Genomic DNA, 22,163 nt, shown 5'->3' with positions numbered 1-22,163 from the left:
GTGGCCGACAGCCCGCCGCGCGGCGGCGCGCGGTGGCCGCGCGTGGCGTGCGCGACCAGCAGCGCGGCCAACGCCTCGTGCCCCAGGGCATTCGCCTGCAGCCGTGCCTGCGGGTCGTGCCAATCGAGCAGGGCCAGCGCGTGCAGCGGCGCGGCCACGCCGGCGTCGGCCACGAAGGTCAGGTCGGGCACCTGCACCTCGCGCGGTTCGCGGTCGAGCAGCCGCACCGCCAGCGGCGCGAGCTGCGCCTCGTCGAAGTACAGGTGCACGAAGCTCTGCTCGCCCCCCACCACCCAGCGCGATTCGTGGCCGGCCGGCATCACGCACAGCCGGCCCGGCTCGCCGCGCAGCGCGGGCGCCTCGTGCCGCCAGGTGTGGTGACCGCCGCTCAGGTACAGCGACAKCGTGTGGTGCGAGGGCCGGCTGTAGCGCGTCGCGTCGGCCGCGTTGCGCCACACCGCGGCGGCCAGCCCGTCGCCCAGCACGGCGCTGCGCAGCAGCCGGGCGCGCGAGTGCGTCAGCACGTCGAACACCTCGTGGCGGGTCAGGTCGGCAGCAGCCATGGTGCCGCCACTGTAGCCGCGCCCACGCGCGAGCGGGCGGGCGCGGCGATCAAACCGCAGTTTTGTGCAACTCCGGCGCCGTTGCCCGCCCGACACTGCCGGCATGAACCTGTTCCTCTATGTGCTCACCGTGCTGATCTGGGGCACGACCTGGATCGCGCTGAAACTGCAACTGGGCGTCGTGCCGATTCCCTGGTCCATCGCGTACCGCTTCGCGCTGGCCGCCGCGGTGCTGTTCGCCTGGCTGGCCATCACCGGCCGGCTGAAGCGGCCCGATGCCCGCGCGATGAAGCTGATCGCCGCGCAGGGCGTGTGCCTGTTCTGCCTGAACTTCATCTGCTTCCTGCACGCGAGCCGCTTCATCCCGAGCGGGCTGGTCGCGGTGCTGTTCTCCACCGCGACGGTGTGGAATGCGTTCAACGCGCGGGTCTTCCTCGGCCGGCCGCTCGCGCCGCGCGTGCTGGCCGGCAGTGCGCTCGGCATGCTGGGCCTGGCGGCATTGTTCTGGCCGGAGCTGACGCGCCACGATGCGTCGCCCGGCACGCTGACCGGCCTCGCGCTCGGGCTGGCCGGCACGCTGTGCTTCTCGGCCGGCAACATGCTGTCGACGCGCCTGCAGGCGCTGGGCCATGCGCCGGTCGTCACCAACGCGTGGGGCATGCTGATCGGCGCATCGATGCTGGCGCTCGGCTGCGGCGTCGCGGGCGTCGGCTGGGCCTTCGATCCGTCGCCCACCTACGTCGGYGCGCTGCTGTACCTCGCGATCCCCGGCTCGGTGATCGGCTTCACCGCCTACCTGACGCTGGTCGGCCGCCTCGGGCCGGAGCGTGCGGCCTACAGCACCGTGCTGTTCCCGGTGGTCGCGCTGAACGTGTCGGCCTGGGTCGAGGGCTACCAGTGGACGGCGCCGGCGCTGCTCGGGCTGGTGCTGGTGATGGCCGGCAACGTGATCGTGTTCCGCAAGCCGAAGGCCGCGCCTGCGGCCGCTGCCGTCACAGCCCCAGCTCGCTGAGCCCGGCGTGCTCGTCCGGGCGGCGGCCGAGCGGCCAGTGGAACTGGCGCTGCCCGGGCTGGATCGGCAGGTCGTTGATGCTCGCGTAGCGGCGCTCCATCAGGCCCTGCGCGTTGAACTCCCAGTTCTCGTTGCCGTAGCTGCGGAACCACTGGCCCGAATCGTCGCGGAACTCGTAGGCGAAGCGCACGCCGATGCGCGGCCCGCCGAAGGCCCACAGCTCCTTGATCAGCCGGTAGTCGAGCTCGCGCGCCCACTTGCGCTGCAGGAAGGCGCGCACCTGCTCGCGGCCGACCGGGAACTCGGCGCGGTTGCGCCAGCGCGTGTCCTCGGTGTAGACGGCGGCGACGCGGTCGGGGTCGCGGCTGTTCCAGGCGTCTTCGGCCAGGCGGACCTTCTGGCGAGCGGTTTCCTCGGTGAACGGGGGCAGCGGCGGGCGGGGTGTTTCCATGGGGGCTCCTGTTTACTGACGCAGTTTCGTTGTGTAGACAGGTCTGTCTACGTGCCGCATCTTGAGGCAGACAGATCTGTCTGTTAAACTGCGGGCCATGACGAACGCCACGGCCCCGCTCGAACCCCGTCAGCGCATCCTCGAGACAGCGATGCGCCTCTTCTACGCCGACGGCATCCGCGCGGTCGGCATCGACCGGCTGATTGCCGAATCGCAGGTGGCGAAGGCCTCGTTCTACCGGCACTTCCCGTCGAAGGACGACCTGGTGCTGGCCTTCCTGCGCTTGCGGCACGAGCGCTGGATGAGCTGGTTCACGGGCAGGCTGGAGGCGCGCTGCGAAGCCGCCGGCCCGGCGATGGAGCGCGCGGCCGAGGTGCTGCGCGAATGGTTCGAGGAGCCGGATTTCCGCGGCTGCGCCTTCATCAACACGCTGGCCGAAGGTTCGGCGCAGGGCGAGGCGATCAGCGTGGTGCAAAGCCACAAGGACGAGCTGCAGGATTGCCTGCTCGCGCTGGCGCGACGCTGCGGCCACCCGCAGCCGGAGCGCGCCGCGGAAGATGCGCTGCTGATCGTCGAGGGCGCGATCGTGCGCGCGCACATGACGGGCGACGCCGGCGCGGCCGATGTCGCGCGCCGGCTTCTGCAGAAGTCCTGGTCGTGAACTGATGCGCTGTTGCCCGTCGCTACACTGACCCGGCGCCCGGACTGGCCGGGCACCCGCCGGGAGCAGCACACATGGTCGTCGAAGCCGAGGCACTGCGCTGTTTCCGGGTGGCGATGGGCCAGCCGGCGTCGGACTTCCGCGACGGACAGTGGGAGGCCATCGACCACATCGTGAACCAGCGCGGCAAGGTGCTCTGCGTCCAGCGCACCGGCTGGGGCAAGAGCATGGTGTATTTCGTCGCGGCCACGTTGATGCGGGCGCAGGGCGCCGGCGTCACGCTGATCATCTCGCCGCTGCTCTCGCTGATGCGCAACCAGATCGAGGCGGCGCACCGGCTCGGCTTGAAGGCGCTCAGCGTCAACTCGACCAACCGCGACGATTGGGAGGCCGTGCGCAGCGAACTGCTGGCCGGCCACGTCGACCTGCTGCTGATCTCGCCGGAGCGCCTCGCCAACGACGAGTTCGTGAGCGGCACCCTGCAACCGATCGCCGCACGCATCGGGCTGCTGGTGATCGACGAGGCGCACTGCATCTCGGACTGGGGCCACGATTTCAGGCCCGACTACCGGCGCGTCGGGCAGGTGCTGGCCCGCCTGCCGGCCCACATCGCGGTGCTCGCCACCACGGCCACGGCCAACCGGCGCGTGGCGCAGGACGTGGCGGCCCAGCTCGGCACCGGCGTGGTCGTGCAGCGCGGGCCGCTGCTGCGCGAGAGCCTGGCGCTGCAGAACATGCGCCTGCCGGGCGCGGCCGAGCGGCTGGCGTGGCTGGCAGATCGCATTCCGCAGCTGCCCGGCAGCGGCATCGTCTACACGCTGACCACGCGCGATGCCGACCGCGTGGCCGAGTGGCTGCAGCTGCGCGGGATCGATGCACGCGCGTACCACGCCGGCAAGCCCGACGACGAGCGGCAGGCGATGGAGCAGGCGCTGCTGACCAACGACCTCAAATGCCTGGTCGCGACCACGGCGCTCGGCATGGGCTACGACAAGCCGGACCTGCACTTCGTCATCCACTACCAGACCCCCGGCAACGTGGTCGCCTACTACCAGCAGGTGGGCCGGGCCGGCCGGGCGATCGCCGCGGCCTGCGGCGTGCTGCTGTCGGGCGATGAGGAAGAGGACATCAACGAATACTTCCGCGATGCCGCGTTCCCGCCGGAATGGCAGGTCGACCGGATCCTCGGTGCGCTGGAGGCAGCCGACGGGGGGCTGAGCGTTCGCGCGCTGGAGCGGGCCGTCAACCTGCGGCAGTCGCAGATCGAGAAGGTGCTGAAGCTGCTGGTGGTCGAGCCGGACTCGCCGGTGCTGCGCATCGATGGCGCGTGGTACCGCACCGCGCAGCCGTTCCGGCTCGACAAGGAGCGCATTGCGCACCTCACGCGGCAGCGCGAGGAAGAGTGGGCGCAGATGAAGCTCTACCTCGCCAACGAGCGCTGCCTGATGCGGTTCCTCGCCGAGGCGCTCGATGACGTCGGGGCAGCTGCGTGCGGGCGCTGCGCCGTGTGCCTCGGCCGGCCCGTGCTGCCGCTGGAGATCGAGCGCGCCACGCTGATCGAGGCGCTGCGCTTCGTCAGGCGCAGCGAGATGCCGCTGGAGCTCAAGAAGCAGTGGGACATCGCGGCGCTGCCGCAGTACCAGGCCGAGCATGGTTGGAGCAAGCCGACCATCCCGCCGGCACTGCGGGGCGAAGAAGGGCGGGTGCTGTCGCGCTGGGGCGAGCCGGTGTGGGGCCAGCTGGTGGCGCGCGGGAAGGCGCAGGGCCGCTTCGACGATGAGCTGGTCGAGGCGTCGGCAGACATGATCCGCCACCGGTGGCCGGCCGCTGCACGGATCGGCTGGGTGACCTGTGTTCCGTCGATGCGACATCCCGAACTCGTGCCGGACTTCGCCAGGCGGCTCGCCGGGGCGCTGGGGGTACCGTTCCGGCCGGTCATTTCGAAGTCACGCGAGACGCAGCCCCAGAGAGACATGGAGAACCGCTTCCACCAGTGCCACAACCTCGATGGCGCGTATGCCATCGAGCCGCAGCCGGGCACCGATGGCGCCGTGCTGCTGGTCGACGACCTCGTCGATTCCGCATGGACCTTGACGCTCGCGGCGGCCTTGCTGCGACAGGCGGGAACGGCGGCCGTCCATCCGTTCGCGCTGGCCCTCACCGCGGCGAAGTAGCGACCCCATGAGCGTTCAGGGCATGAGTGCGGACGGCGAAGCGGTGCTGCTGCTGTGCGGGCGGTTCGGCGGCGAGCGGCAGGAGCCGTTCGAGCCGCTGTCGATGCGCGATTGGGCGGCGTTCGCCCCCTGGCTGAACCAGCGCGGGATGCGGCCTGCCGACCTGCTGGCCGCCGCGGGGCGCGCTCAGCTGGACGGTGTGCATGAGATCGAATTCGAGCGCCCCCGCCTCGAATTCCTGCTGGCCCGCGGCACCGCGATGGCCCTGGCGCTGGAGCGATGGAGCCGTGCCGGCCTGTGGGTCATTTCGCGGGGCGATGCCGCCTACCCGAAGGCGCTGAAGCGGCGGCTGAAGCACGCCGCGCCGCCCTTGCTGTACGGTGCGGGCCGCCAGGAGCTGCTGGAACTGGGGGGACTGGCCATCGTCGGCTCGCGCGATGCCTCCGAAGCGGCGCTCGACTTCACGCGCCGCATCGCGGCTGCCTGTGCCGGCGAGGGAATGGTGGTCGTGTCGGGCGGTGCCCGCGGCGTCGACAGCGCTGCGATGCAGGGCGCGGTGGAGGCCGGCGGCCATGCCGTCGGCGTGCTGGCCAACGACCTGTTGAAGGCGAGCGTCGGCCGATCGAACCGGGCCGGCCTGCAGGCCGGCCGCCTGGTCCTGGCCTCGCCCTTCCCGCCGGAGGCCGGGTTCCTGGCCGGCAACGCGATGGCGCGCAACAAGTACATCTACGCGTTGGCCGACCGGGCGCTGGTGATCGATGCCGCCCTGGGCAGTGGCGGCACCTGGGCCGGTGCGCTGGAGAACCTGACGGCGCAGTGGGTGCCGCTGCACGTCAGGATCCCGGGCGAGGGCGCCGGCAATGCCGCCCTGGTCGGCCAGGGCGGCGTGGCGTTCGACTTCGTCCCGGGCCGCGACGAAGCGCTGCGTGAGCACCTCGAGCGAAGCCCCTGAGGGCCGAACTCAGGCAGGCACGCGCGTCATCTGCATCGTCCAGTTCGTTTCCCACTCCAGCCCGTCGGGCGAGAAGGCCTGCTCCCAGCGCGCCGCATCCGGCCCCTGGCGCTGCCAGAGGAAGCGCGCGAAGACCTTGCGGCCGTTGTCTTCATCCTCGCCGTAGAACTCGCCGCGGTCGCCGCTGAAGCCGCCATGCACCGGCGGAAACAGGATGCCGCTGCGGCTGTTCACCCAGTAGATCGACCATTGACGCTTCGCGGTATCGAACAGGCGCAGGGTCATGCCCGACCAGCCCTGGGTCGGGAAGTCGATCTGTTCGACGTTGGCGACCCCGCCGAGGCGCGGCTCGCACGCCAGCACCGACGGAAACTCCTGCCAGTCGGTGCTGCCCGGCGTGCGCGTCGCGAGGCACCGGTTCTCGACCTGCCAGCGGCCGTACAGGAAATCGAAGTCGTCCGGTTGCCCGGTGCGGTCCAGCGTGTAGCTCATCGTGTTCTCCGGTGAAAGGCGCTCAGCGCCAAGCCGAGCCGGCGGTGGGTTGCAGGCGGAACATCTCCGGGGCCGCGCGCAGCTGCGACAGCCAGCGCGGCCACACCGCATCGCGCCAGATCGCCGAGGTGAACAGCCGGTCGGCGCAGTCGAGCTGGTGGACCACGCTGTCGAAGCGGCAGATCCACACGAAGGATTCGGTGTCGGTGCGCACCGGCAGTGCCGGGAAGTCGTTGACGGCGTGCTCGGTCTTCAGCACCGCCTGCACCTCCATGCCGGCGGCCACCAGGCACGGCCGCACCTCGTGCTCGAAGCGCTGCACCAGCTGCGGCGTGGCCGGGGCATCGAGCGCGCACACCACCGCGAGCAGCATGCCGGGCCGTGCCGCATGGGTCGCGGCGGTCTGCACGTTGCGCAGCAGCAGCACGTTCGACGAATCCTGCATCGTCGCGTTGGCGGCGTTGCGGTGCCGCTGCCACACCGGGCCGCCGTAGAACGCGGCCAGCGCCTCGCGCCGCTCGGCCATGTTCGCGAAACCGCGCAGCCAGACGAAATCGTCGGGCGCATCGAGGTCGCGGAACTGGCCCAGCACGCGCATGCCGCAGTCTTCCTGCGTGTGCACGAACTCGCGGTCGAACAGCTCGATCAGCGTCTCGCGCCGGCCGGGGTGCAGCGCATAGCGCCGCAGCTCGACGATGGCACAAGGGGACGGAATCGTGTCAGCAGCCGCGGCACGGGCCGGGCGCTCCAGCGTCATCACGGTCATCGGGGCATCTCCTCGTCTCTGGGGAGGGTGATGCTGCGCCGGGGATGCTGACAACCTATGTCAGCAGACTTCAGCAGAGTTCAGCGGAGTTCGGCAGGAATCAGCCGACCACCGTGCCGTCGCGTCCGCGCAGCTTCGCCTGGTACATCGCCTTGTCGGCCCGCTCGATCGCGGCCTGCAGTGCCTCGCCGTCGGCACAGGTGCTCAACCCGGCCGAGAAGGTCAGCCGCAACCCCGGCGCCACGGCGTCGAACGGGGCCGCCGCGAGCCCGGCACGCAGCCGGTCGACGCATTGCAGCGCCTGCGCCTGCGGCGTCGACGGCAGCATCAGCAGGAACTCCTCGCCACCCCAGCGCCCGAGCACGTCGGTGTCGCGCAGCGCGGCCTGCGCGGCGTCGGCGAAGATCTTCAGCACCCGGTCGCCGGCCGCGTGGCCGTGGTTGTCGTTGATCGGCTTGAAGTGGTCGAGGTCCATCAGCACCAGGCTCAGCGGCAGGCCGTGGTGCTTCTGCCGCACGCGCTCGGCATCGAGCAGCTCGGTCAGGTGGCGGCGGTTCACGAGGCCGGTCAGGTCGTCGCGCGTGGCCAGGTGGTGGATCTTCGCGAGCGCTTCCTGCAGCTCCGCCTGGCGCTGCCGCAGCTTTGCGCGCAGCCGGCCCATGCTGACCGCCAGCGCCGACATCGCCGTCATCAGGATCACGCAGAAGCCGAACTGGATCGCCTCGATGTGCGGCGGGAAGCGCGCCGGATCGGTGCGCGCCTTCCACAGCATCACGCCGCCCAGCATCGCCAGCGCCTGCGCGCCCAGCAGCCGCGCCTCGCGCGGCGACATCACGAACATGCCCCACACCAGGTTCAGCAGCATGATCGCCATCACCGCGCCGCGCAGCTGCGGGTTGATCGCATAGCCCCAGGCGGTGATCGAGATGCCGAACACCGATTGCGGCATCGTCAGCGACGGGTCGCTCGACAGCCGCTCGCTGAGGCCGCTGCGCACCAGCGCGTAGAAGACGAGGATGCCGCCCAGGCTGATGACGCAGAGCCAGAAAGCCGGCCCCGGCTCCATCATGCCGAGCCGCACCTCGGCGGCGACCACCACCGCGAACAGCGCATAGACGCCCAGCGCCAGCAGCGTCAGCTTCGCGTGGCCGCGCCGGCGCCTGGTGGTGCTCCACAGCAGGTCGAGCAGGCGGGACGGTGCGCGGAACATCGCGGGATTGTAGGAACGAGGCGCCGCCGGCTCGCGGCCGACCCCCGGAGGCAGGGGGATCCGGGCGGCCGCCGCCGACACACCGCGTCATGCAACCGCTTCTGGGACGGCGGGCCGTGCGGCGAAAATGCCATCTGTCGGATCTCGATCGAGCGCCCGGCGTTCGCGACGAGGAAGCGCATGACCGACCGCATGACCGACAAACGATTCTTCCCGCGCCTGGTGGTCGAGTCCGGTGGCAACCGCTGGGACTGGGCCCTGCTGCCGCTGGTGCTCGCGGTGCTGGTGCTGCTGGCCTGGGGCGGCGCGCAGATGGCGCGACCGTACCAGCTGGGCGAGGTGCTGCCCCTCACGCTCGACCCCACGGCGCTGCCGTACTACCTGCTGCGCACCACGCTGCGCATGTTCCTCGCGCTCGGCGCGTCGCTGGTGTTCGCCTGTGTGTTCGCGGCGCTCGCCGCCAAGTACCGCGCCGCCGAGCGGGTGCTGGTGCCGCTGCTCGACATCCTGCAGTCGATCCCGATCCTGGGCTTCCTGTCGATCACCGTCACCGGCTTCATCGCGCTGTTCCCGGGCAACCTGTTCGGCGTCGAGTGCGCGGCGATCTTCGCGATCTTCACGTCGCAGGCCTGGAACATGGCGTTCAGCCTCTACCAGTCGCTGCGCACCGTGCCGCCGGAGCTGCAGGAGGCGGCGCGCGTGTTCCAGCTCTCGGGCTGGCAGCGCTTCTGGCGTCTCGAGCTGCCGTTCGCGATGCCCGGGCTGCTGTGGAACATGATGATGTCGATGTCGGGCGGCTGGTTCTTCGTGGTCGCGTCCGAGGCCATCGCGGTCTCGCAGCAGAGCATCAAGCTGCCCGGCATCGGTTCGTACATCGCGCTGGCCATCGAGCAGCGCGACCTGCATGCGATCGGCTGGGCGATCGGCGCGATGCTGGTGGGCATCGTGCTGTACGACCAGCTGTTCTTCCGGCCGCTGCTCGCGTGGGCCGACAAGTTCCGCTTCGAGGAGGGCAGCAGCGAGAGCGCGCCCTCGTCGTGGCTGCTGACCTGGCTGCGCCGCACCGAGCGGCTGCAGCCGCTCGCGCTGCGCATCGGGGCGCTGTTCGCGCGCTCGCTGACGCTGTTCCGCCGCCGCCACGACGGCACCTCGATCCGGGCGCGTGCGCGGCCGGCCGGCACGACGTTGCAGCGTGCCTGGGACGCGCTGCTGGCCGCGGCGGTGCTGATCGCGCTGTGGCACCTGCTGCGCTTCATCCACACCGAGGTCGGCTGGGCCGAGGCCGGGCATGTGCTGGTGCTGGGCTCGATCACGATGCTGCGCGTGCTGGTGCTGACGGCTCTCGCATCGATCGTGTGGGTGCCGGTGGGCATCTGGATCGGCATGAACCCGCGCTGGTCGGGGCGGCTGCAGGGGGTGGCGCAGTTCCTGGCGGCGTTTCCGGCCAACCTGATGTTTCCGGTGGCGGTGCTGTTCATCGTGCGCTGGAAGCTGAACCCCGACATCTGGCTGTCGCCGCTGATGGTGCTGGGCACGCAGTGGTACCTGCTGTTCAACGTGATCGCCGGCGCGAGCAGCATCCCGACCGAGCTGCGCTATGCGGCGCAGAACCTGGGCCTTTCGGGCTGGCTGCGCTGGCGCCGCTACCTGCTGCCGGCGGTGTTCCCGAGCTTCGTCACCGGGGCCATCACCGCGAGCGGCGGCTCATGGAACGCGAGCATCGTCGCCGAGTACGTGACCTGGGGCGACACCACGCTGCAGGCGAAGGGCCTGGGCAGCTACATCGCGCACATGACGGCGATCGGCGATTTCCCGCGCATCGCGCTGGGCATCGGCGTGATGTGCGTGTTCGTGATGGGCATGAACCACCTGGTCTGGCGCCGGCTCTACCGGTTGGCCGAAGACCGCATGCATTTCTAGACCTGGAACGGGCATGAAGACACTGATCGAACTGAAGAACGTCGGCAAGTCGTTCCGCTCGGCCGATGGCAGCGCGCGCGCGGTGCTGGAGGGCGTGGACTTCCGGTTGGCCGAGGGCGAGATCGTCTCGCTGCTCGGGCAATCGGGCTCGGGCAAGTCGACGCTGCTGCGCATCCTGGCCGGGCTGATCCCGGCCGACGCCGGCGAGGTGGCCTACCGCGGCCAGCCGCTGCACGGGCCGGCGCGCGGCATCGCGATGGTGTTCCAGTCGTTCGCGCTGTTCCCGTGGTTGACGGTGCAGCAGAACGTCGAGCTCGGGCTCGAGGCGCGCGGCATGGCGCCGGCAGAGCGGGCGGCGCGCGCGGTGGCGGCGATCCAGCTGATCGGGCTGGCGGGCTTCGAGGGCGCGTTGCCGCGCGAGCTGTCGGGCGGCATGCGCCAGCGCGTGGGCATTGCGCGGGCGCTGGTGGTGGAGCCCGAGGTCCTGTTGATGGACGAGGCCTTCTCGGCGCTCGACGTGCTGACCGGCGAGCGGCTGCGCGAGGAGATCCTTGCGCTGTGGACCTCGCGGCGCATGCCGACCAAGGCGATGCTGGTGGTCTCGCACAACATCCAGGAAGCGGTGCTGATGGCCGACCGCGTGCTGATCTTCGCGAGCGACCCGGGGCGGGTTCGCTGCCAGCTGGCGGTGCAGCTGCCGCGCCCGCGCGACCCGGACAGCGCCGAGGTGCGGCAGCTGGTCGACGAGGTCTATGCGCTGATGACCGCCGGCACCGGCCGCCGCCCGGCCGGCGAGCCGGTTGCGTTGCCGCTGGCGCACCGCCTGCCGCAGGCCGACGTGAGCCGCATGGACGGGCTGCTGGAGCTGCTGGCCGACGACCTGTTCGCCGGCCACGCCGACCTGCCGAAGCTGGCCGAGGAGACCGAGCTGGCCGACCACGAGCTGCTGCCGTTGACCCAGGGGCTGTCGCTGCTCGGCTTTGCGCAGCTGGCCGATGGCGACCTGCACCTGACGCCGCTCGGCCGGCGCTACGTGGATGGCGACCACACGCTGCGGCAGGAGTTGTTCGGGCAGCAGTTGCTGCTGAACGTTCCGTTGGCGGCGCACATACGCCACAGCCTGGAACAGGAGTCGTCAGGGGAGATGCCGCAGGAGCCGTTCCTGCATCTGCTGAGCGACAACATGGATGCCGAAGAGGCCGAGCGCGTGCTGCGCGTGACGATCGAGTGGGGGCGACATGGAGAAGTGTTCGGCTATGACTATCGGACCGGGGTGATCCGCTTGCCGGACGAGCGCGAGGCCGCTGGAGCCGCTTGAGCGGCCCGAGGCGGCGCGGGAACGCTCGCCTCGGGCCCGAGGTCCGGAAATCAGGTCTTGGCTCTCGCGTCGGCCTTTGCCTTGTCGCCCAACAACTTCAGATCGGACACACTGGCCTGAATCGAGCCAAACGCCAACTTCGTTTGAATGGCAATCAGGTCAGCGACGGTCATGTTGCTGGCTGTGCTGCCGCCCGAGACTTGCTTGATGTCGGCGGTGTTGAGTTGCTGCATGTGAGGTCTTTCTTGGGAGGATCGGCGCCAATCGCGCCGGGTTCGAACTCTGCCGACGCGTGTCGATTCGCGAAAGGTGATAGATGGTCATTGCCATCAACGCACCCTGATGCCTGCGTGAGACACAAGAACATTGTGGATGCAATGTGCGCGGCGCCGGCCTGGCTTTTCTATACAACTCGCGGGTTCGACGAGTTGCTTTGAAAGGCCGCCGTGAGAGAGACCTTGTTTCGCCCCGAAGTGCTGGACCAGCTTCAGGCCCGCCGCTACGGCAGCGTGCTGTTGCAACGCCCGCTCGCGTTCGCGGTGCTGACGACTGTGTTCGTCGCCGTCGCGATCGGCATCGTCGTGTTCCTCGCGACCGCCAGCTACACGCGCAAGGCCCACGTGCCGGGGGTCGTCGTGCCGAGCGAGGGCGTCGTGCGGGTCCACGCGCCGCAGTCCGGCATCATCACCGAGCGCAGGGTGCACGAGGGACAGGCCGTGCGGCGCGGCGAGGTGCTCTTCGTGCTCGACGGCGGGCGCAGCAGCGCCACCCATGGCGATGCCGGCAAGGCCGTCTCGAGCCTGCTGCAATCCCGCCTCGACAGCCTGCGCATCGACGAGCAGCAGCAGCGGCGCCAGGCCGCCGGGCGCGACGCCACGCTGCGGCGCAAGGCGGCCGCGTTGCAGGGTGACCTGGATCGCATCGCACAGCAAAGCGACCTGCAGCTGCGCCGCGTCGCGTTGGCGCAAGCCGCGGTCGATCGGCTCAAGGATCTGTCGGACGCGAACTTCATCTCGCCGGCCCAGTTGCAGGACCGGATGGCCGAGTTGCTCGATCAGCGCCAGCGCCTGGGTGACCTGCAGCGTGCCGCCTCGGTGGCGCAAGGCGAGCAGGCGGCCGTCCAGGCCGAGCTGCGCGATCTGCCGCTGCAGGTCGAACGCGACCTGCAGGTGATCCGCCGCAACCTCGCCGCGATCGAGCAGGAAGTGGCAGGACATGAGGCGCAGCGCCAGCCGCTGGTCACGGCGCCACGCGACGGCATCGTCGCGGCGATCGCGGCCGATGCGGGCCAGGATGTCGGGCCGGAGCGGTCGCTCGCGATCGTGCTGCCGGCGCAGGGCCTGCTGGAGGCCGAGCTGTACGCGCCGTCTCGCGCGGCGGGCTTCATTCGCCCGGGCATGTCGGTCAACCTGCGCTACCAGGCCTACCCCTACCAGAAGTTCGGCCAGGCCCGCGGCATGGTGCGCGAGGTCGCGGCGGTGGCGATGCGGGGCGACGACCTGCCGTTCGGCGGCCCTGCCGCGGCGGCCGAGCCGCTGTACCGCGTGCGTGTGCGGCTCGAGCGGCAGGACGTGCCCGCCTACGGCGAGGCCCGTTCGCTGAAGGCCGGCATGGCGCTGGAGGCCAGCGTGCTGCTGGAGCCGCGGCGGCTGATCGAGTGGATCCTCGAGCCGCTCTACAGCGTCGGCGGGCGCGTCTGAACGATGGGCATCGACGCACTCCTGCTGTCGTTCCGCGGCCGCCGCCGCGTTCCGATGATCCTTCAGAGCGAGGCCGCCGAGTGCGGTCTGGCCTGCCTGGCGATGGTGGCCGGCTACCACGGCCACCGCATCGATCTGGCCGGCATGCGTCGGCGCTTCTCGGTCTCGCTGAAGGGGGCGACGCTGAAGGCCCTGATCGACACGGCCGGCGCGATGCAACTGCAGACCCGGCCGCTGAAGCTCGAGCTCGGCGACTTCGCGCAGCTCAGGCTGCCTTGCGTGCTGCACTGGGACATGAACCACTTCGTGGTGCTGGTGGCGGTGGACGGCGGCAAGGTGCTGATCCACGATCCCGCGGCCGGTCCGCGCAGCCTGTCGACCCAGGAGGTCTCGCGACACTTCACCGGCATCGCGCTGGAAGCGCTGCCGGCCGTGGATTTCCGGCCCCGCAGCGAGCAGCGCCGCGTCACCTGGGGCGCGCTGATGGGGCAGGTGGTGGGCCTGCGCCGCGGCCTGCTGCAATTGCTGCTGCTGGGCGTCGCGCTGCAGGTGTGCGCCCTGGTCGCGCCGTTCTACCTGCAATGGACCGTCGACGAGGCCCTGGTGTCCTCGGACCGCGACCTCGTGACGGTGCTGGGGATCGGCTTTCTGCTGCTGGCGGTCGTGCAGACGGCGATCGGCGGCGTGCGCAGCTGGGTCACCACGGTGCTGTCGACGAGCCTGAACTATCAGTGGCTCGGCAACGCCTTCGCGCACCTGATGCGCTTGCCGCTGTCGTACTTCGAGAAGCGGCATCTCGGCGACATCGTGTCGCGCTTCGGCTCGATCCAGACCATCCAGCACAGCCTGACCACTCAGTTCGTCGAAGCCGTGATCGACGGCCTGCTGGTGATCGGAACGCTGGTCGTGATGCTGCTCTACAGCCCGCTGCTGACCGCGGTGGCCGTGGCAGCCGTGCTGGCGTACGTGGGCTTGCGGCTGGTGCTCTTCGGGGCCATGCGCGATGCGACGGCCGAGCAGATCGTGCATGCGGCTCGCCAGCAGACGCACTTCCTCGAGTCGGCTCGCGGCGTGCAGAGCCTGCGGCTGTTCAACCGGACCGAAGAGCGCCGCATCGGCTGGATGAACGCGTTGGCCGACCAGTTCAATGCCGAGCTGCGCATCGCCCGCCTGGGCGTCTCGTACCAGACGCTGAGCGGCCTGTTGTTCGGTGCCAAGCGCGTCGCCGTGGTGTGGCTGGCTGCRCTGGCCGTGCTGGACACGCGCTTCTCGGTCGGCATGCTGTTCGCGTTCATCAGCTACGAAGAGCAGTTCGGCCAGCGCGTGGCCGGCCTGATCGACAAGATTTTCGATCTGCGCATGCTGCGCCTGCATGGCGAACGCGTGGCCGACATCGTGCTGACCGAGCCGGAGAAGGACCCGCACGACGCCGAGATCGACACGAAGCTCATCGCAGCTCGGATCGAGCTGCGCGACGTGTCGTTTCGCCACGCCGATGCCGAGCCCTGGATCCTCGAGCACCTGTCGCTGTGCATACCGGCCGGCCAGTGCATTGCGATCACCGGCGCGTCGGGCTGCGGCAAGACGACCCTCGTCAAGCTGCTGCTCGGCCTGCTGGAGCCGACGCAGGGCGAGATCCTGGTCGACGGCATGCCGCTGCAGCGGCTGGGACTGAAGAACTTCAGGCAGATGGTGGCCACCGTGATGCAGGACGACCTGCTGTTCGCCGGTTCGATCGCGGACAACATCAGCTTCTTCGATCCGGCGCCGGACCGCTCGCGCATCGAGGCGTGTGCCGCCCTGGCGGTGGTGCACGACGAAGTGATGGCGATGCCGATGGGGTACGCGACGCTGGTCGGCGACATCGGATCGGGGCTGTCGGGCGGGCAGAAGCAGCGGCTGCTGCTGGCCCGTGCGCTGTACAAGAACCCGCAACTGATGGTTCTGGACGAAGCCACCAGCCACCTGGACATCGTGAACGAAGAACGCGTGAACGAGTCGATCGCCCGGCTGAAGCTGACCCGCATCATCGTGGCGCACCGGCCGCAGACGATCGCGATGGCCGATCGCGTGGTGGTGCTCGAAGGGGGGCGCGTGGCGCTGGACCAGCCGGCTCAGGCGGTCTCGACGTCCAGGTCCTCCTCCACCTCGCCACGCGACGACAGCGCCAGCAACCCATAGCGCTTCAGCAGCGTGCGCAGCGTGTTGCGCGTGACGCCGAGCAGCCGCGCGGTCTGCACCTGGTTGTCGCGGCAACGCGCGAAGCCGAGCCGCACCACCAGCGATTCGATCGCCGACAGCAGTTGCGGGTGCCGGCCGTCCATCAACGCGTCGATCGCGTGCTCCAGCGCGGCCAGCGGATCCGGTTCGGCGGGCTGCGCGGCGGGCTCCCGCGTCTTCACCTCGTGCGCCGGTGCCGCCCCCATGAGCCCAAGCGGCGAGAAGCGGCAATCACCCACCCGCACGATGCCGTCGCGGCAGACGATCAGCGCGTAGTGGAGGACGTTCTCCAGCTCGCGGATGTTGCCCGGCCACGCATAGGCCAGCAGTGCGCTGCGCGCCTCGGGCGACAGCTGCGGTCCCTGCAGCGACAGCTTGCCGCCGTACACCGACATGAAGTGTCGTGCGAGCGGCAGGATGTCGCCGGGCCGCTCGCGCAGCGGCGGCAGCTCGATCGTCGCGACGCTCAGCCGGAAGTACAGGTCGGCGCGGAAGTGCTGCGCCTCCACCGCACGGTGCAGCTCGACGTTGGTGGCCGCCACCAGCCGCACGTCGAGCGGGATCGCGCGCCGCGAGCCGAGCCGCACCACCTGGCGCTCCTGCAGCACGCGCAGCAGCTTCACCTGCAGCGCGAGCGGCAGATCGCCGATCTCGTCGAGGAACAAGGTGCCGCCGTTGGCGGCCTCGAACCAGCCGGCACGCGCCTGGTTCGCGCCGGTGAACGCGCCGGATTCGTGGCCGAACAACTCGGCATCGATCAGCGATTCGCTGAACGCGCCGCAGTTCACCGCGATGAACGGCCCGTCGCGCCCGCTGCGCTTGTGGATGTGGCGGGCGATCAACTCCTTGCCGGTGCCGGTCTCGCCGACCACCAGCACGGTGGCATCGCTGCCGGCGACGCGTTCCACCTGCTCCAACACGGCGAGCGAGCGCGGGTCGTGGAACAGCAGCGCCTTGGCGCGGATCGAGAGCGCGAGGCTGGCGGAATCGGGCAGGGTGAGCAGGTGGTCGGCGGACATGCGGTGGGCACAAGACAGCGATGTGGCGGGATCTGCACATTAGGTGTCTTGTTCGGTGCTGCCAACGCAGCATTTCGCGCATGCATATGCACGAAGACCGTGCAGGTGATCGTCTTGCCAGACGCTTGCCGCCTCGACAACAATCGAGGTCTTTCGTGGAGGGAGAAACAACATGTCGAGAAAGTCGTGGCCCCTTGCGGCCATGTCCGTGCTGGCGGCGCTCGCGATGAGCCCGACTGCGGCGCATGCGGTCACCGAATGCGTCGTCACTCCAGGCGACCTGTTCGTGGGTGGTGATGCGCCCATGACCGTCAACAGCACCTATTTCTATGCCAGCTGGGCAGAGGGCGGTGCGGGTGTGGTCTACCAGTCCGACGTCAACTACAAGCCGCTGCTGGCCATCCTCATGTCGGCCAAGCTGACGCACTCGAAGGTCAGGGTGCGCTACCAGCCTGACAGCGCCAGTTGCACCACCGTGAATCCGGGGCCGATCCTGGGCATCTGGATGCTCTGAAACTCCTACGTGTACCTCATCAGCCGATGCCGGCTCACGACTTTGGCCATAACACCCACAGCCGCAGCGGCTGCTTCATCCGACCCGCCTGCTGCTCGGCGACATCGCCCCAGCCCCAGAAGTAATCGGCGCGCACCGCCCCGGTGATCGCGCTGCCGGTGTCCTGCGCCATCACTGCGCGGCGCAGCAGCGTCGCGCTCAGCGGCTCGGTCGCATCGACCCACACCGGCGTGCCGTACGGAATGCTCTGCGTGTCGACCGCGATCGAGCGGCCCGGCGTCAGCGGCACGCCCTGGCCGCCCTTGGGCCCCAGCTGCGGATCGGGCAGCGGCTCCTCGCGGAAGAAGATCACGCGCGGATTCGCCCACAGCATCTCGTTCAGCCGCTTCGGGTTCTTGCGCGCCCAGGCCTTGATCGACGGCCACGAGGCCTGCTCCAGCGTCAGCTCGCCCTGGTCGACCAGCCAGCGGCCGACCGACTTGTACGGCTGGTCGTTGTGCGCCGCGAACGCGACGCGCAGCAGCTTGCGCGTGCCGTCGGCCTCGGTCAGCTGCAAGCGGCCCGAGCCCTGGATCTGCAGCACCAGCGCATCGAGCGGGTCGGCGATGTACGCCAGCTCGCGGCCGCGCAGCGCGGCCTTCGCGGCCGGCACGGTGTCGAGCTGGTGGCGCGTCCAGTAGGGCTTGCGCGCGGCAAGGTCGGCCGGCGGTGCGTACAGCGGGATGCGGAAGGCACCGCGCGGCACGCGGCTCGCCTCGACCAGCGGCTCGTAGTAGCCAGTCATCAGGCCCTCGGTCGCGCCCTCGAGCGATTCGACGCGCCACGGCTGCACGCGGTTCTGCAGGAACACGCGCACGCTGCCGTCGGTGATGGTCGTGAGCTTCTGCGCGTCGGCGCACAGCCTGGTCCAGTCGGGCCCCGGCTTCTCGCAGCTGCGCAGCAGCGCGGGCCACAGCTCGGCGGTGCTGTCGAACTCCCAGCCGGGCAGGTCGGCCCAGGCGGCGCCGACCCAGCGGCTGCGCGCGCGCGCCAGCACGGGCTTGTCGCCGGCGGAAGGGGAAGAGGCAGCGGGCGTGGCGGCCGGCGCATTGGCGGCCGGTTCGGGAGGCGCCGGCGCCACGGGAGGGTATTGCAGGCTCGCGCAGCCGGCGAGCGAGCCTAGAATCGCCGCCGCCATCCACCAGCGGCCGCGGCCAGGGAACATCGTCATGGGTCTGATTCTCCTCGAAGCGCTGGGCGCGCTCGCGGTGCTGCTGCTGATCGTGTGGTGGACGATGTTCGCGGGGCGCAAGAAGGGCGAGCGGCGCGACGACGATCGCTGATCAGTCCTTCGGCGGCACGATGAAGGTTGCCGGTCGCTGCCACAGCCTGCGCCGGATCGCGCGGTAGATGCGGCTGCGGTCGGTGAGCCGGATGCCGCGCGAGCGCAGCGCCACCTTGAACGCGAGGAAGAAGCTCACCGCGAGGTTCAGCCCGCCCGTCACCGCGATGCCGGCCAGGCACCACCAGAACGGCGCCTGGCGCAGGATGTCGAAGCCCAGCGCGCCGACCGCCGCGGCGAGCTGCCCGGTCGACAGCGTCACGTGCCGCACCTCGATCGGCAGCGCGAAGAAGCTCGCGACCGCCGGCACCAGGCCGAGCATCAGCCCGAGCGAGATGTTCGCGGCCAGCCCCGAGATGTTGTTGCGCCAGTAGAGCGACCAGCGCTGCGCGCGCGCCGACCCCAGCCGCGCGACGATGCGCGGGTTCCACGCGATCGCGCTGTCGAGCCGGTGCCAGACGAACCAGTTCTCGACCCAGCCCGCGATGATCGAGCTGGCGAACAGCAGCACGCCGGTAAAGGCCGCGTACAGCGGCGTCGGCCCGAGCAGCGACAGCGTGTCCAGCACGTGCTGCGCGTCCTTCGCGCCGATCAGCGGCGCGCCGAACGCGGCCGCCCACGCGAACTGCGCCGTCAGAACCAGCGGCGTCACGAGCGCCAGGTTGCCGAGGATGCCGGCCGCCTGCGAGCGGATCAGGTGCGCGACCTCGTCGACGAAGCCCTCCACCGCCGCGTCGTTCGACACATCGTCGAGCCGGGCCGCCATCGCCGGCGCGGTCATCGCCGGCTGCTTGGTCGCCACCGTCCAGTGCATCAGGTGGATCAGCACGAAGCTGCCGGCGTAGTTGACGCCCGCGAAGAAGCCGGCCCAGAAGGTCGACAGCCCGAGCGCCAGCACGAAGAACTTCATGAACGTGGTGCCGGCCAGCACCGCGCCGCCGCCGGCCGCGGCGCGCAGCATCTGCCGGTACTCGCTGCGGTCGCGGGTGATGTAGTGCTCGCCGGTCTCGGCGCTGCGCTCGGCCACCTTGCGTGCGAGCAGCGAGTAGTGCCGCGCGAACAGCGCGCGGATGCTGCGCCGCTCCTCGGCGGTGCGCACCAGCGCGGCGGTCAGGCGCGTGATGTCGCGGCCGGGCTCCGGGCTCAGCACGCAGATCAGCAGCTCCTCGATGCGCTGCGTGCGCTCGCGCAGCTGCTCGACGGCGAACACCACGTCGACCGACACGCCGTGCGCCTCCAGGTGCAGGTGCACGCTGTCGGCGCAGCGCCGGCAGGTGTCGAGCAGTGCGCGCAGGTACTGCGCCTCGCGCAGCAGCGCCGGCGTGTCGCCGCCTTCGGCGTGCGCGCGGATCTGCTCGGCCACCAGCGCCAGCTGGCGGAACGGCTGCGACACCAGCAGCTCGGGGCTCATGCGCTGGCGCACCGTCGGCGTGAAGCCGGTGGCGCGGATCGCGCTGGCCAGGAAGGTGATCGCGTCGAGGAAGGGCGCGCGCCAGTTCGGCCCCGCGGAGGTCGATGCAGCCGAGGCCGCCGCCGCGGGGGCGAGCAGCGCGGTCAGGCGCTCGAGCGTCGGGTCGTCCAGCGCATCGAGCCACAGCGCATCGCTGGTCTGCGGGAACAGCAGGCCGAACAGCTCGGCCAGGTCGGTGGTGGCCGGCGTGCCGGGCAGCAGGCGCAGCCGCAAGCGCTGGCCCAGTTCGCCGGACAGGTCGCGGCGCGGCGAGAAGCCGAAGTCGGCCAGCAGTGCCGCCACGTCCACCTCGCGCCAGAAGCGCGCGAGCAGCGCCGCGATCTCGGCCTGGTGCTCGGGGTGGCGTTCCAGCACGTTCAGCAGGTGGCGCAGGCGCAGCAGCGGCATCGGCGTGGCGGTCGCCGATGCCTCGTCGGCCGGCAGCGTCGCATGGCGCAGCCATTCGAGCAGGCGGATCAGCCACAGGTGGCGCTCCGGCAGCGAAGCCGAGGCGTCGGCCGCGTTCAGCAGCGCGCTCAGGTCCCACGGGCCCGGCCGGGCCTTGCCTTGCGCCTTCGACGACGCCTTCTTCCGCCCGAACATCGCGCCGGCCGTCAGTGCAGCGTCGACGCGAGCGACAGGCTGAACTCCGGCACCGGCGCGTCGAACGGCGTCGCGTCCTCGGTCATGCAGAAGAAGGTGCCGCGCATGCTGCCCTGCGGCGTGGCCAGCCGCGTCCAGCTGGTGTATTCGTGGCTGTCGCCCGGTTGCAGCAGCGGCTGCTGGCCGACGACGCCCAGGCCGCGCACCTGCTCGACGCGCCCCTGGCCGTCGGTGATGACCCAGTGCCGCGCGATCAGCTGCGCCGCGACATCGCCGCTGTTGCGCACCGTGATCGTGTAGGCGAAGGCGTAGTGGCCGGTGGCGGCGTTCGACTGCTCGGGCAGGTGACGCACGACGACCGAGCAGGTGAATTCAGGATGGGCCATGGACGGGGATTCTAGGAGCCGGGCATGGCAGGTTCGCGGCCCGCCTAAAATCCCGCCCTTCCGCGACCGTCCGGTAGTACCGCATGACCACCTTCCGCATCGCCCCCAGCATCCTGTCGGCCGACCTGGCCCGCCTCGGCGAGGAGGTGCGCAACGTCATCGCCGCCGGCGCCGACTGGATCCATTTCGACGTGATGGACAACCACTACGTGCCGAACCTGACCTTCGGGCCGATGATCTGCGAGGCCGTGCGCAAGCATGCGGTGCGCCCCGACGGCACGCCGGTGCCGCTCGACGTGCACCTGATGGTGCAGCCCGTCGACCCGCTCGCGCTCGCGTTCTGCAAGGCCGGCGCGACCACCGTCACCTTCCACCCCGATGCCAGCACGCACGTGGATCGCACGATCCAGCTGATCCAGGCCGAGGGCTGCAAGGCCGGCCTCGTCTTCAACCCGGCGATGCCGCTGTCGGTGCTCGAGTACGTGATCGACAAGATCGACCAGGTGCTGATCATGAGCGTGAACCCCGGCTTCGGCGGCCAGAGCTTCATCCCGATGGCACTGAAGAAGATCGAGCAGGCGCGCCGCCTGATCGACGCCAGCGGGCGCGACATCCGGCTCGAGGTCGACGGCGGCATCAAGGTCGACAACATCCGCCGCGTCGCCGATGCCGGCGCCGACACCTTCGTCGCCGGCAGCGCGATCTTCGGCCACCCCGACTACAAGGCGATCATCGATGCGATGCGCCGCGAACTGCAGGCGGCATGAACTTGGGCGCCGTGACCCAACACGGTGCTTTGTTCGGGGAAACAATCGAAAACCCCGTGAATTCTTCTGGCCTGACAGTGGTATTTTTCGCCCTGGCGAATGAGGCCAAGCCAGCACCGAAGCCTTCCCGAGGCGGCTTCCAGGTAAGTGATCCGAAAACGTAACCTGTTGTCAGGAAAGCGATTTTCCGGGTTTTTCCTCAGGTTTTGCCCGCATTGACGGGTGGTATTACTGGTACTAAACTGGTACCTAATGGGTCGTTTCGTGCCCTGCAGATGTGCAGGCACGCTGCTTGCCTAAGCCGCACAGGCCCTTTATCCGTACAGGAGTTCGCGACCGATGAATTTTTCGCAGCGACAACGCGATCCCCGACGCCACATCGTCGGGATCGGGTTTGTCATTTTGTTTCACGCGGCGATCGTGTATGCGTTGCTGACGGGGCTGGCCAAGAAGGTGGTCGACGTGGTGCGGGCACCGATCGAGACGAAGGTGATCGAGGAGATCAAGAAGCCGCCGCCGCCGCCGGAGGTGGTGGTGCCGCCGCCGCCGAAGCTGGAGGCGCCGCCGCCGCCGTTCATACCGCCGCCGGAGGTGCAGGTGGCGGTGCCGCCGCCGGCGCAGCCGACGATCACGGCGAGCACGCCGGTGCCGCCGCCGGCCGCGC

19 protein-coding genes and 2 pseudogenes are annotated in these 22,163 nt (G+C 70.0%); 11 read left to right on the top strand and 10 right to left on the bottom strand.

The features are described from left to right. Nucleotides 1-563, bottom strand: a pseudogene (locus tag AC1DXV_RS16170) (AraC family transcriptional regulator); the annotation flags it as partial. 103 nt (nt 564-666) lie between these two features. Between AC1DXV_RS16170 and AC1DXV_RS16165 the strand changes: the two are divergent. After that, entirely contained in the window at nt 667-1,575 is a 909-nt protein-coding gene (locus AC1DXV_RS16165; RefSeq protein WP_477934479.1) for a DMT family transporter, read from the top strand. On the opposite strand, the gene AC1DXV_RS16160 is transcribed toward AC1DXV_RS16165, so the two are convergent. Then, nucleotides 1,556-2,026 carry a nuclear transport factor 2 family protein gene (locus tag AC1DXV_RS16160; RefSeq protein WP_477866469.1) on the bottom strand — a complete coding sequence of 157 codons (471 nt, stop codon included), beginning with the start codon at nt 2,024-2,026 and terminating at the stop codon, nt 1,556-1,558. The genes AC1DXV_RS16165 and AC1DXV_RS16160 overlap by 20 nt on opposite strands. Nucleotides 2,027-2,123: 97 nt before the next feature. Between AC1DXV_RS16160 and AC1DXV_RS16155 the strand changes: the two genes are divergently transcribed. The 3 genes from AC1DXV_RS16155 (at nt 2,124) to AC1DXV_RS16145 (ending at nt 5,813) form a co-directional block, all read left to right on the top strand. After that, nucleotides 2,124-2,687, top strand: coding sequence for a TetR/AcrR family transcriptional regulator (locus AC1DXV_RS16155; protein ID WP_477866467.1), 564 nt, complete (start codon nt 2,124-2,126; stop codon nt 2,685-2,687). A gap of 74 nt (nt 2,688-2,761) precedes the next feature. Then, the gene (locus AC1DXV_RS16150) at nt 2,762-4,861 is read left to right on the top strand and encodes a RecQ family ATP-dependent DNA helicase (protein ID WP_477866465.1); all 2,100 of its coding nucleotides are present in this window, start codon (nt 2,762-2,764) and stop codon (nt 4,859-4,861) included. Nucleotides 4,862-4,868: 7 nt separating this feature from the next. Beyond that, nucleotides 4,869-5,813: a DNA-processing protein DprA gene (locus AC1DXV_RS16145; protein ID WP_477934477.1), complete on the top strand. Its 945-nt coding sequence runs from the start codon at nt 4,869-4,871 to the stop codon at nt 5,811-5,813. Nucleotides 5,814-5,822: 9 nt separating this feature from the next. Here AC1DXV_RS16145 and AC1DXV_RS16140 read toward each other — a convergent pair whose 3' ends face one another. The 3 genes from AC1DXV_RS16140 to AC1DXV_RS16130 form a co-directional block, all read right to left on the bottom strand. Next, the gene (locus AC1DXV_RS16140; RefSeq protein WP_477866461.1) at nt 5,823-6,305 is read right to left on the bottom strand and encodes a hypothetical protein; all 483 of its coding nucleotides are present in this window, start codon (nt 6,303-6,305) and stop codon (nt 5,823-5,825) included. A 22-nt stretch (nt 6,306-6,327) separates the two neighbouring features. Next, a complete protein-coding gene (locus tag AC1DXV_RS16135) occupies nt 6,328-7,071 on the bottom strand; it encodes an NIPSNAP family protein (RefSeq protein WP_477866459.1) in 744 nt (247 codons plus the stop codon). Between the two features lie 100 nt (nt 7,072-7,171). Next, nucleotides 7,172-8,281 (bottom strand): GGDEF domain-containing protein, encoded by a 1,110-nt coding sequence (locus tag AC1DXV_RS16130; protein WP_477934475.1) that lies wholly within the window; start codon nt 8,279-8,281, stop codon nt 7,172-7,174. A 192-nt stretch (nt 8,282-8,473) separates the two neighbouring features. Here AC1DXV_RS16130 and AC1DXV_RS16125 point away from each other — a divergent pair, with 192 nt between their 5' ends. Together AC1DXV_RS16125 and AC1DXV_RS16120 are read left to right on the top strand one after the other, a co-directional pair. Then, entirely contained in the window at nt 8,474-10,201 is a 1,728-nt protein-coding gene (locus AC1DXV_RS16125; RefSeq protein WP_477865104.1) for an ABC transporter permease, read from the top strand. Nucleotides 10,202-10,214: 13 nt separating this feature from the next. Then, a complete protein-coding gene (locus AC1DXV_RS16120) occupies nt 10,215-11,519 on the top strand; it encodes an ABC transporter ATP-binding protein (RefSeq protein ID WP_477865103.1) in 1,305 nt (434 codons plus the stop codon). 50 nt (nt 11,520-11,569) lie between these two features. On the opposite strand, the gene AC1DXV_RS16115 is transcribed toward AC1DXV_RS16120, so the two are convergent. Then, on the bottom strand, nt 11,570-11,752 hold the full coding sequence (locus tag AC1DXV_RS16115; protein ID WP_477865102.1) for a hypothetical protein: 183 nt from the start codon (nt 11,750-11,752) through the stop codon (nt 11,570-11,572). Between the two features lie 225 nt (nt 11,753-11,977). Here AC1DXV_RS16115 and AC1DXV_RS16110 point away from each other — a divergent pair, with 225 nt between their 5' ends. Then, nucleotides 11,978-13,219 carry an HlyD family secretion protein gene (locus AC1DXV_RS16110; protein WP_477865101.1) on the top strand — a complete coding sequence of 414 codons (1,242 nt, stop codon included), beginning with the start codon at nt 11,978-11,980 and terminating at the stop codon, nt 13,217-13,219. A gap of 54 nt (nt 13,220-13,273) precedes the next feature. Next, complete coding sequence (locus AC1DXV_RS16105; RefSeq protein ID WP_477865100.1) at nt 13,274-15,400, top strand: peptidase domain-containing ABC transporter; 2,127 nt, start codon at nt 13,274-13,276, stop codon at nt 15,398-15,400. Here AC1DXV_RS16105 and AC1DXV_RS16100 read toward each other — a convergent pair. Continuing rightward, nucleotides 15,334-16,458, bottom strand: coding sequence for a sigma-54 interaction domain-containing protein (locus AC1DXV_RS16100; RefSeq protein ID WP_477865099.1), 1,125 nt, complete (start codon nt 16,456-16,458; stop codon nt 15,334-15,336). The genes AC1DXV_RS16105 and AC1DXV_RS16100 overlap by 67 nt on opposite strands. A 172-nt stretch (nt 16,459-16,630) precedes the next feature. Here AC1DXV_RS16100 and AC1DXV_RS16095 point away from each other — a divergent pair, with 172 nt between their 5' ends. After that, nucleotides 16,631-16,972 carry a hypothetical protein gene (locus AC1DXV_RS16095; RefSeq protein WP_477934473.1) on the top strand — a complete coding sequence of 114 codons (342 nt, stop codon included), beginning with the start codon at nt 16,631-16,633 and terminating at the stop codon, nt 16,970-16,972. 34 nt (nt 16,973-17,006) lie between these two features. Here AC1DXV_RS16095 and mltA read toward each other — a convergent pair whose 3' ends face one another. From mltA to apaG, 3 genes are all read right to left on the bottom strand, one after another. Beyond that, nucleotides 17,007-18,182: a murein transglycosylase A gene (gene mltA / locus AC1DXV_RS16090; RefSeq protein ID WP_477865097.1), complete on the bottom strand. Its 1,176-nt coding sequence runs from the start codon at nt 18,180-18,182 to the stop codon at nt 17,007-17,009. Nucleotides 18,183-18,294: 112 nt separating this feature from the next. Continuing rightward, nucleotides 18,295-20,346: a site-specific recombinase gene (locus tag AC1DXV_RS16085; protein WP_477934471.1), complete on the bottom strand. Its 2,052-nt coding sequence runs from the start codon at nt 20,344-20,346 to the stop codon at nt 18,295-18,297. An 11-nt stretch (nt 20,347-20,357) separates the two neighbouring features. Next, on the bottom strand, nt 20,358-20,732 hold the full coding sequence (gene apaG / locus AC1DXV_RS16080; protein ID WP_477865095.1) for a Co2+/Mg2+ efflux protein ApaG: 375 nt from the start codon (nt 20,730-20,732) through the stop codon (nt 20,358-20,360). A gap of 83 nt (nt 20,733-20,815) precedes the next feature. Here apaG and rpe point away from each other — a divergent pair, with 83 nt between their 5' ends. Together rpe and AC1DXV_RS16070 are read left to right on the top strand one after the other, a co-directional pair. Further along, a complete protein-coding gene (rpe, locus tag AC1DXV_RS16075; RefSeq protein ID WP_477865094.1) occupies nt 20,816-21,499 on the top strand; it encodes a ribulose-phosphate 3-epimerase in 684 nt (227 codons plus the stop codon). A gap of 420 nt (nt 21,500-21,919) precedes the next feature. Further along, nucleotides 21,920-22,163, top strand: a pseudogene (locus AC1DXV_RS16070) (energy transducer TonB); the annotation flags it as partial.

The sequence above is a fragment of the Rhizobacter sp. P3_C12 genome (assembly GCF_056402735.1).
Note: the sequence above shows the minus strand (reverse complement) of the source record. Positions and strands in the feature narration are given on the sequence as shown.

Excerpts from the sequence above, each read along its gene's own strand:
- AC1DXV_RS16160 (WP_477866469.1), bottom strand. The coding sequence starts at position 2,026 with ATGGAAACACCCCGCCCGCCGCTGCCCCCGTTCACCGAGGAAACCGCT.
- AC1DXV_RS16155 (WP_477866467.1), top strand. The coding sequence starts at position 2,124 with ATGACGAACGCCACGGCCCCGCTCGAACCCCGTCAGCGCATCCTCGAG.
- AC1DXV_RS16150 (WP_477866465.1), top strand. The coding sequence starts at position 2,762 with ATGGTCGTCGAAGCCGAGGCACTGCGCTGTTTCCGGGTGGCGATGGGC.
- AC1DXV_RS16145 (WP_477934477.1), top strand. The coding sequence starts at position 4,869 with ATGAGCGTTCAGGGCATGAGTGCGGACGGCGAAGCGGTGCTGCTGCTG.
- AC1DXV_RS16140 (WP_477866461.1), bottom strand. The coding sequence starts at position 6,305 with ATGAGCTACACGCTGGACCGCACCGGGCAACCGGACGACTTCGATTTC.
- AC1DXV_RS16135 (WP_477866459.1), bottom strand. The coding sequence starts at position 7,071 with ATGACCGTGATGACGCTGGAGCGCCCGGCCCGTGCCGCGGCTGCTGAC.
- AC1DXV_RS16130 (WP_477934475.1), bottom strand. The coding sequence starts at position 8,281 with ATGTTCCGCGCACCGTCCCGCCTGCTCGACCTGCTGTGGAGCACCACC.
- AC1DXV_RS16125 (WP_477865104.1), top strand. The coding sequence starts at position 8,474 with ATGACCGACAAACGATTCTTCCCGCGCCTGGTGGTCGAGTCCGGTGGC.
- AC1DXV_RS16120 (WP_477865103.1), top strand. The coding sequence starts at position 10,215 with ATGAAGACACTGATCGAACTGAAGAACGTCGGCAAGTCGTTCCGCTCG.
- AC1DXV_RS16115 (WP_477865102.1), bottom strand. The coding sequence starts at position 11,752 with ATGCAGCAACTCAACACCGCCGACATCAAGCAAGTCTCGGGCGGCAGC.
- AC1DXV_RS16100 (WP_477865099.1), bottom strand. The coding sequence starts at position 16,458 with ATGTCCGCCGACCACCTGCTCACCCTGCCCGATTCCGCCAGCCTCGCG.
- AC1DXV_RS16095 (WP_477934473.1), top strand. The coding sequence starts at position 16,631 with ATGTCGAGAAAGTCGTGGCCCCTTGCGGCCATGTCCGTGCTGGCGGCG.
- mltA (WP_477865097.1), bottom strand. The coding sequence starts at position 18,182 with ATGACGATGTTCCCTGGCCGCGGCCGCTGGTGGATGGCGGCGGCGATT.
- AC1DXV_RS16085 (WP_477934471.1), bottom strand. The coding sequence starts at position 20,346 with ATGTTCGGGCGGAAGAAGGCGTCGTCGAAGGCGCAAGGCAAGGCCCGG.
- apaG (WP_477865095.1), bottom strand. The coding sequence starts at position 20,732 with ATGGCCCATCCTGAATTCACCTGCTCGGTCGTCGTGCGTCACCTGCCC.
- rpe (WP_477865094.1), top strand. The coding sequence starts at position 20,816 with ATGACCACCTTCCGCATCGCCCCCAGCATCCTGTCGGCCGACCTGGCC.